The organism is Xanthomonas sp. SHU 199, assembly GCF_000364665.1.
GTDB lineage: Bacteria > Pseudomonadota > Gammaproteobacteria > Xanthomonadales > Xanthomonadaceae > Xanthomonas_A > Xanthomonas_A sontii.
The window spans coordinates 1-9059 of record NZ_AQOI01000481.1; the positions used below are offsets into that span (position 1 = coordinate 1).

Annotated in this window: 3 protein-coding genes; all 3 read right to left on the reverse strand. The window is 69.2% G+C overall.

The features are described 5' to 3' along the window. Nucleotides 1-210: 210 nt before the first annotated feature. The gene (locus D183_RS0115095; protein WP_017909742.1) at nt 211-3183 is read right to left on the reverse strand and encodes a TonB-dependent receptor; all 2973 of its coding nucleotides are present in this window, start codon (nt 3181-3183) and stop codon (nt 211-213) included. A 632-nt stretch (nt 3184-3815) separates the two neighbouring features. Then, nucleotides 3816-6491 carry a glycoside hydrolase family 3 C-terminal domain-containing protein gene (locus D183_RS0115100; protein ID WP_017909743.1) on the reverse strand — a complete coding sequence of 892 codons (2676 nt, stop codon included), beginning with the start codon at nt 6489-6491 and terminating at the stop codon, nt 3816-3818. A gap of 11 nt (nt 6492-6502) precedes the next feature. Beyond that, on the reverse strand, nt 6503-9059 hold a 2557-nt coding region (locus tag D183_RS0115105; RefSeq protein WP_017909744.1), incomplete at its 5' end, for a beta-mannosidase.

The following is a 9059-nucleotide window of genomic DNA, read 5'->3' on the forward strand; positions in this document are numbered from 1 at the left end:
AAGCAAAGAAAAGTGACTCGCCGCCAGGCGAAAGCTGTTGCTTTTGATGGCTAACCCAGGCGACACCGGTAAAGCCAGTCGGGACTGAAGTCCCTCCCACAAAAAGCGTGGCCGAGGCGAAGTCGATAAGGCCCGTCGGGATTGAAGAAGCTCCCGCAGAGACCCTGGCACCGCTCCGCCATGGCATCCCAGTGCGCACGCCGCCGCGGCCTAGAACGCGTACTTGACGGTCAACAACGTCATCATGCCGGCATCCACGATGTCCGACACCGCAAGATTGTGCCGGCCCACATGGCCCCAGTAACTGTATTCCTTGGTGAGATTGGAGATCGACAGATCCACATTCACACCGTTGTCGAACCGATAGCCCGCGTGCAGATCCACCCGCCGCGTCGGCCGCGCCCATAGATCGTCCCACGGCGCGTTCTGGTGCAGGAAATCGTAGTTCAGCAGATACGAACTGCTGAAGTGATAGCTCAGGTTCACCGAGAACTTCGAGCGCTCGTAGAACAGCTCCAGATTGGCCATCGCATTCGGTGCCGACTGCATCTGCTCGTCCTCGAAGCCGACCATGCCCAGATCCGCATGCGCATGCTGGCGCGTGGCATTGGCGCTGACGCCCAGCCCGTCGAACGGCGCCGGCAGATCCTGGAAGCGCTGCCGCGCGCTGACCTCCACGCCGTAGACGCGGCCGTCGCCGCCGTTGGTCGGCATCTGGTAGAACACCGTGCCGCTGCCGCTGGTGCCCGAATTGGCCTGGCCGGAACCCGCATCGTAGATGTAGTGGTGCAGGCGCTTGTAGAAACCGGCCAACGAGAAGAACCCGCCATGGTCGGTCGCCCACTCGCCGGACAGGTCCAGGTTGGTCGAGGTGATCGCCTTCAGGTCCGGGTTGCCCTGGCTGATGGTGGTGATGCCGTTGGAAATGTTGATCTGGCTGCCGCCGCCCAACTGCACGAACGCCGGCCGCGTATAGCTGGTCCACAGCGCCGCGCGGTAGGTAGTGGCGCTGTCCGGGCGCCAGGTCAGGAACACGCTCGGCAGCGGCTGGTCGTAGTGGGTGCTGTTGGCGGCGAAATAGCCGACCTGCTGGTTGCCGTCGCTGTCGGTGGGCGTGGTCCAGAAGGTGTTGTGGATGCTGGTGTGCTCGAAGCGCACGCCGGGCACCACCTCCAGACTGCCGAAGGAGAAGGTCGCCATCGCGTACGCGGCGCTGACCGCCTCGGTGCCGCGCATGGTGTTGCAGTTCCAGTTGTTGACGTAGAACGCGCTGCCGCAGGTGTCCAGGTCGTCGTCGGTGAGGTGGTTGGCGATGACCTGCGCCACCGCGCCCTCGCTGACCCGCGGCGTGGCCCAGTGGTACTTGCCGGGGAAGATCGCCGCGTAGCCGCCGTTGAAGATGCCCAGGTCGCCGAGCGTGCTGGTGTCGGGCACCGGGCCGGTCCACCAGTCGCGATTGCTGTAGTGGCGGCTGCTCTTGCTGTACTTCACGCCGAACTGCAGCGCGGTCAGCGCACCGTCGGCGAAGTCGTAGCGCGCGTCGAACTTGGCGCCGCCCTTCTTCTGTCCGGAGTAGATCTTGGTCGATTCGCCGTAGCTGCTGGCGTACAGCGAGGGGATGTTGTTGACCTGCGCCAGCAGCGCCGGGGTCAGCTGCGGATAGGGGAAGGCGCCGCTGCCGTAGCGCATCAGGCTGCTGCCGGAGTAGGCGAAGTTGGTCTGGCTGAACTTGTCCTCGCGCCCGTCGATCTCGATGTGGTCGGGGCGGTCGTTGTCGCCGAAGCTGTAGAACAGGTTCGGCGACAGCGTCCAGTTGCCGACGGTCTTGCGCGCGCCCACCTGGAAGGTGGCCAGGTCTGCGATTTCCGGGTTGGTCTCGTACCAGAAGCGCGCGGCGATGCGGTTGATGTTGGGCGAATACACGCCGGGCGTGGCGGTCGGCACGAAGCTGACGTCCTGCGGCAGCAACTGCACGAAGGTGGTGCCCTGGTCGGTCTTGGCGTAGGCGTAGGTGGCGCGTGCGTACACCGACAGGGTGTCGTCCACGTTCCAGTCGAAGGCGGCATTGCCGCCGTAGCGGCGCTCCCAGCCGGCGACCACGCCGACGTTCATGCCGGTGCTGGTCAGGTTGTCCTGCGGCGCGTAGCCGGCGGCGTTGCTGCCGTCGGCATTGGCATGCAGGAACTTCCAGGAGCCGTCGTTGAGCGCGCTGGTGGCCGCGGCCACCTCGCTGTTGGTCGAGGTGCGGTAGTCGTAATAGGCGCTGGCGTAGAAACCGAATTGCTGCTCGTCGCCGAACTTGTGCTGGAACTCGCCGGCCAGGCCGCCGCCGAGGCCGTCGCCGCCGTAGTCGCGCGCCCGGCTCTCGACGCGGCCGCTGACGGTGACGCTGCCGCTGGTGGCGTCCTTGTAGTCGTAGGCGGTGGGCGTGCGGAAATCCAGGGTGCCGCCGATCGCGTCGCCGTCCATGTCGGCGGTGGAGGTCTTGTTGGCGACGATGGTCTGCAGGCCGGAAGGCGGCAGCAGGCTCAACTGCACGCTGCGGCTGTACGGCATGCCCTGGGCGACGGTGACGCCGTCGATCAGGTTGACGTTGTACTCGGAGGGCAGGCCGCGCACCGAGGCGAACATGCCTTCGCCGCGCGCGGCGCCGTCGACGCCGCCGAAGTAGCCCGAGCCGCTGTAGGTGATGTTGATGCCGGCGATCAGGCCCAGCGCCTCGGCGACGTTGTGCACGGCGGTGTGCTCGAGATCGTTGGCCGACAGCACGTCCACCGTGTTCGAGGAGTTCATCTTCAGCGTGCTGGCGTCGTAGCGGTTGGCCGCCACGCTGATGGTCTGCAACTGCTTGGCCTCGTCCAGCGCGATCGACACCGTGGCGGCGCCGCTGTCGGCGACCTGCACGGTGGTTTCGGGCGCGCTGAAACCGGGGTAGTCCAGTTGCAGTGCGTACTGCCCGGCCGGCACGTCGGCGATGACGAAGCGGCCCTGGGCGTCGGTGACGGCGCTGAGCGCGGTGCCGGCGATGGCCACCTTCGCACGGGCGGCAGGCTTGCCGCTGCTGCGCTCCTTGAGTTCGCCCTGCACGGTGCCGGCCAGCGCCGGTGCGGTGGCGGCAAGGCCGGTGATGGCCAGGATGGCGGCGCACAGCGCCTTGCGCTTGCAATGGGGATGGGTTGCCACGTGACACCTCGCTGATCGTGATCGGTGCGGGCACGCGCCGAAGGCGACGCGCCGCTGCGTTCCTGGAAGGCAGACACGGTGGACGGAAGGCGCGCGCGCTCGAACCGCACGCCGGAGGGCGTGCGAACAGGACAGAGCGAACGGCGACCGACGCGAGGCGTCTGCCGGCTGGGCGGACCGTTAGATGGCGATCAGTGGCGTGGCGGCGAGTAGCCGGCGATGCACTTGGAGCGCGAACGCAGCGCGCTCAGCTTGTAGCGACGGGTCATGCGCAGCGGCCCCCATGCGTGCCCGCGCGGAACGCGGACGACAGGCAGGGCGCCGGAACTCCGGCGAGGCATCGATCCTGGCTGCGACGACTGCATGACATGGCACATCACCCCTGGAACTGCCCTGGAAAACGCCGCAAGTGCTGCGGCGTTCGGCGCGTCTGGCATCGTCGATGCGTGGCACCGACGTGTTATCGATACCTCTGTCCCGGAAGACTGTCAATAGGTCGTGAAAAATAAATTAGCAGGACGCTGGAACGTGCAGGGATGGCGCCCGGCGGCGGCAGCGCGCAGCGCCGTTACGCTGCACCGCCGCATGCGTTGGCGCATTTCGTAGACGGGGGCCGTGGGCGGCCCCGTCGCTCACTTCGGCAGGGCCATGCGCCCGCTGATCGAGAACGCCGCGTCCTCGCCGGGCGCGCCGGTACCGGGCTGGCCGCCACCGACGAACAGCCGGTAGTCGCCGGCCTCGACCGCGCGCTGGCCGCTGCGGTCGACGTCGCTGAGTTGGCGCGGGTCCAGCGCGAAGCGCAGCGTGCGCGCCTCGCCCGGCTGCAGGTGCACGCGCTGGAAGCCGACCAGGCTGCGCAGCGGCGACTGCGCGCGCTGAGGGTACTGCAGGTAGACCTGCACCACCTCGTCGCCGGCGCGCGCGCCGGTGTTGCGCACGGTGGTGCTCACCTGCAGCGGCTGGCCGGCCTGCAGCGTCGCGGTCGACAGCTGCGGCGCGTCGTAGGCGAACTGGGTGTAGCTCAGCCCGTAGCCGAACGGGAACAGCGGCTCGCCCTTGAAGTAGCGGTAGGTGCGGCCCTTCATGTCGTAGCTGACGTAGGGCGGCAGGTCCTTGGTCGAGCGGTAGAAGGTCACCGGCAGGCGCCCGCCGGGGTTGATGTCGCCGGCCAGCGCCTGGGCGATCGCGGTGCCGCCGGACTGGCCCGGATACCAGGCGGCGATGATCGCGTCGGCGTGCTGCTTGGCCCAGTTCAACGCCACCGCGCTGCCGCTCATCAGCACCACCACCAGCGGTTTGCCGCTGGCCTTGGCCCGTTCCAGCAACGCCTGCTGCGCGGCCGGCAGCGCCAGGTCGTTGCGGTCGCCGCCGTCGAAGCCGGGCACGTCGATGCGCAGTTCCTCGCCTTCCACGTCCGGCGACAGGCCGACGAAGGCCACTACTGCGTCGGCCTGCGCCACCGCGCGTTCGGCTTCGGCCAACTGCAGCGCCGGCGGCGCCAGCCACTCCAGGCGCAGGCCCTGGTCCTGGCCACGGTGTTCCAGCTCCAGGCGGATGCGCCGCGGCGTCGCGTCGTCGAAATGCAGCACGGTCTCGACGTTGCGGCCGTCGGCATTGTGCATGCCGGCCGGCACGTGCTTGTCCTCGGCGTTGCCGGCGATCACCAGTTGATCGTCGATGTACAGGCGCACCGGGTCGTGGCCGGCGCAATCGAAGCAGCGCGCCACGCGTACCGCCAGGGTGTAGTCGCCCGGGCCGGGCGGCAGCAGTTCGCCGCTCCAGCGCACCGAGTAGCGATCCTTGTCCACGCCCTTGGCCGGGGCCACGTGGTCCCAGTTGAAGCCGACCACGCGGTCCTGGCGCTGCACGCGCGGTGTGCCGGCCAGGTCCAGGTTGTCGAAATACTCGCCGCGCAGCCCGGGCTTGCCGTCGCTGCGCAGGGCGGTCTCGGGGATCATGCCGGGCACGCCGGCGGCCAGCGGCGCGCCCTGCGCATAGGTGACCTGGGCGACTCCGAAGCGCGTGCGCAGGCCCTGCAGCGGCGTCACCGGCTGCACCGAGGTGCCCTGGTAATTGGCTTCCAGCGCGGCCAGCGCGTCGGCGTTGGGGCCGAGCACGGCCAGGCGCAGGCCCGGGCGCAGCGGCAGGGTGGCGTCGGCGTTCTTCAGCAGCACCAGCGATTGCTGCGCGGCCTGCAGCGCCAGCGCGCGGTGCGCGGCGCTGTCGATATCCCTGGCGCCCAGCCGCGCATACGGATCGTTGCGCCGCGGCTGCAGTTCGCCGAGCCGGTAGCGCGCGGCGAACAGGCGCACCAGCGAGCGGTCGAGCAGGGCTTCGTCGGCTTCGCCGCGGTCGAAGGCGATGCCGAGGTCGCGGTAGGCGGTGCCGCAGTTCAGATCGTGCCCGGCCTTGAGTGCGGCCGCGGACGAGCCGGCGTTGTCGGGGCGGTAGTAGTGGAACTGGGTCATGTCGTCGATCGCATCGCAATCGGACACGACGAACCCCTTGAAGCCCCAGTCGTCGCGCACGCGGCCGTCGAGCAGCCAGTCGGCGGCGCAGGCGGGCGTGCCGTGCAGGGAGTTGTACGCGCACATCACCGAGCCGGCCTGGCCGTCGACGATGGCGGCGCGGAACGCCGGCGAGTAGGTCGCCTCGAAATCGTGCGGCGACACGTCCACGTCGAAACCGTGGCGGCCCGGTTCCGGCCCGCTGTGCACGGCCAGGTGCTTGGGTGTGGCGATGGTGCGCGGGTGCGCCGGATCGTCGCCCTGTAGGCCGTGGATGAAGCCGACCGCGAGCTGTCCGGTGAGATAGGGATCCTCGCCGTAGGTCTCCATGCCGCGGCCCCAGCGCGGGTCGCGGAAGATGTTGATGTTGGGCGACCAGATGGTCAGCCCGGCGTAGCGCGGATGGTCCTTGCCGGGTCCGCCGGCGAGGTTGAACTTGGCCCGCGCCTCGGTGGAGGTGACGGTGCCGACGTCGTGCAGCAGTTCGGCGTTCCAGGTCGCGGCCAGGCCGATCGCCTGCGGGAATACCGTGGCCTCGCCGTTGCGGGCGATGCCGTGCAGGCCTTCGCTCCACCACTCGTAGGCCGGCACCCCCAGGCGCGGGATCGCCGGCGCAGCGTTCATCGCCTGCGCGATCTTCTCGGCGCGGGTCATCTTCGCCACCAGCGCGGCGGCGCGGTCCTCGGCCTCGTCGGCATGGGCGAGCGGGGCGGCGAGCAGGCCGAGTGCGCACAGCGCCTGTGCCAGCGGCTGTAGGAGCGGCTTCAGCCGCGACCGCGCGCCGGCCGATCTACGGAGCATCTCTCGGCCCATCACTTCGCCTCCGCCGGCTCGGCCGGCGCGCCAGCCAGGGTCCCGCCCAGGTCGCGCACCTGCAGCGCCGCGCGCACCTGCTCCAGGGTGGCGCTGCTGTGCACGCGCACGGTCAGCGGCTCGCCCGGCAGCAGGTCGAAGGCGTTGTCGGACAGGGTCACGTCGAGGTCGCCGAAGCTCAGCCACACCTGCGCCGCAAGCGTGGCGCTGCTCAGGGTCAGCGCGTAGCCGTCGCCATCGGCGCGCAGCTCGCTGCGGATGTCGGCCTGCGGCCACTGCAGGCGCTTGGCCGCGTCGAAGTACACCAGGGTGCGCGACAGCACGCGCTCGCCGTCGAGCAGCTCGAACACCGCCACGCTGCGGCGCGGATCGGCGCGGCGCAGCAACTGCGCATCGCTGAAGCTGCCTACGCGCACGCTGGACAGCGGCGCCAGCGTCACCGGCTTCTCGGTCTTGCTCAGCACCTTGCCGGACAGGTCCATCACCCGCATGCGCCAGCGCGCGGCCAGCGGCGTGGTGCGGTCGGAGACCAGCGACACGGTGGTCTGGCCCTTGTCGTCGCGCAGTGCGGCGATCAGTTCCGGCGCGTAGAAGCGGCGCGCGTGGTACTGCAGCGCCTTCCAGCGGCCGAAGTAGTCCAGGCTCGACCACGAGGCGCCGGGCCACACGTCGTTGAGCTGCCAGTACAGCGACCCCATCGATTGCGGCCGCGAGGCGCGCAGGTGTTCGGCGGCCAGGGTGATGCCCTCGGCCTGCATGATCTGGCTCAGGTAGACGAAGCTGGCGAAGTCCTTGGGTTCGCCGAAGGCGCGGCGGATGTACAGCAGCAGGCGCTGGTTGCCGTTGCCCTTGTCGAACTTCTGGTGCGCGCGCATCACCGGCGATTCCGGCTGCAGGTCGCCGGGTTCGGCGAAGGCGCGGATGGTGCGCATCTCGGGGAACGACTGCAGGCCGTATTCGGACATGAAGCGCGGGGTCACGTTGAGGTATTCGGTGACCGGCAGCGCCGGGCCGCCCCAGACCTTCCAGTAGTGCATGTCGCCGTCGTCGGGCTGGTCGGCGGCGCCGTCGAAATCGGTGCCCGGCGAGGTCGCCCAGTACGGTGTGTCGCTGTCGTACTTCTGTACCGCCTCGCGCAGCACCGTGCCGAACAGCGTGGTCATGCCGCGGACGATGCGCTCGCGCTCTTCCGGGTCGATCGACTGCTTGAACTTGATGCGGTCGCCCCAGTTCTCCCAGCCGGTCTGCACTTCGTTGTTGCCGCACCAGATGACGATGCTGGGGTGGTCGCCCAGACGCCGCACCTGCTCCTCGGCCTCGGCGCGGGTGTTCTCGCGGAACGCGACGTCGTAGGGCGGGATCGCGCCGCCGAACATGAAGTCCTGCCAGATCATGATGCCCAGGCGGTCGGCATCCTCGTAGAAGCTATCAGGCTGGTAATGGCCGCCGCCCCACATGCGCAGCATGTTCATGTTGGCGTCGCGCGCGGACTGCAGGAAGCCGCGCATGCGCGCGGCGTCGACGCGGGTGGGGAAGCTGTCGAACGGAATCAGGTTGGCGCCCTTGGCGAACACCGGGATGCCGTTGACCACCAGGGCGAAGCTCTTGCCCCACTGGTCCTTCTCACGGCGCAACTCGACGCTGCGCAGGCCGGTGACGCGCTGCGCCTCGAAGCGCTCGCCCGCAGCATCGCGCAGCTGCGCCTTGAACGTGTACAGGTCCTGGCGGCCATAGCCGGCCGGGAACCAGCGCTGCGGCTTGGCGATGCGCACCGGCACGGTCAGGGTGTTGGCACCTGGATCGACGACCGCGCGCTGGCTGAACTGGCCCACGCGCTGGCCGTCGGGGCCGAGCACGTCCAGGTCCAGTTGCACCTCGCCGCTGCGGCCGGCTTGCACCTGCAGCTGCGCCAGCAACTGCGCCGCGTCGGCGTCGACGCGCTGCTGGGCGATGCGCAGGCCGTCCACGCGCAGGTCGTCCCAGGCCTCCAGGCGCACGCCCTGCCAGATGCCGGCGGTGACGATGCGCGGGCCCCAATCCCAGCCGAAGTTGTACGGCGCCTTGCGCACGTAGGTGGAGCTGTGCCGCGCCACCGGTTCGTCGCCGAACGCCGAATCGTAGGCGCCGGGCAGCGCGTACGGCTGCTTGGCCAGCCACGGCTGGATCTTCTTGATCGGCGAGGCGATGCGCACTTCCAGCACGTTGTCGCCGCGCTTGAGCAGCGGTTTGGCGTCGACCCGCCACTGCCGGAACATGTTGTCGGCGGCGAGCAGTTTCTTGCCGTTGAGGTAGACCTCGGCGAAGGTGTCCAGCCCGTCGAACACCAGTTCCAGGTGCGGGCGCGCCAGCAGGGCCGCATCGACCTGGAAATGGGTCTGGTACTGCCAGTCGCTGAGCCCGGCCCACTGGATCTGCGCTTCGTTGTCGCGATAGAACGGATCGGGCACCACCCCGGCGGCGATCAGGTCGGTCTGCACCGTGCCCGGCACCTGCGCCGGCAGCCATTGCGCGGCCTTCGGGTGCGCCTTGGCGTTGGCATCGCCCGGCGCCAGCCGC